Annotated in this window: 1 protein-coding gene; it reads left to right on the top strand. The window is 36.1% G+C overall.

The features are described from left to right. Positions 1 to 316 (top strand): hypothetical protein (locus tag R0J87_RS19245; protein ID WP_498888247.1); only part of this gene is annotated, 316 nt, incomplete at both ends.

Below are 316 nucleotides of genomic sequence, written 5' to 3'. Positions count from 1 at the left end.
GATATAGAACGAAGTGAACAAGCGACTAAAGATCAGTTGGCAGAAGAAAGTAACACCATGTCAAACGTTTCAAATCCAATGTCGAAAGTGGATGTAGAAAGAAGCGAACAAGCAACTAAAGATCAACTAGCAGAAGAAAGTAACAATAATTCAAGAGCATCTAGCAAAATACCAATTGTGGATGCTGAAAGAAGTGATCAAATTAAAGAACATATTGCCGAAGAAGAAAAGACCAATAGTCCGAAGGGTTCAACATCAGTTCATGAGATTGATGTTGAAAGAAGTGATCAAGGTATTTCTGAAAAAACGTTAACAG

This window comes from Halomonas sp. SIMBA_159 (genome assembly GCF_046536035.1).
GTDB lineage: Bacteria > Pseudomonadota > Gammaproteobacteria > Pseudomonadales > Halomonadaceae > Vreelandella > Vreelandella venusta_A.
Note: the sequence above shows the minus strand (reverse complement) of the source record. Positions and strands in the feature narration are given on the sequence as shown.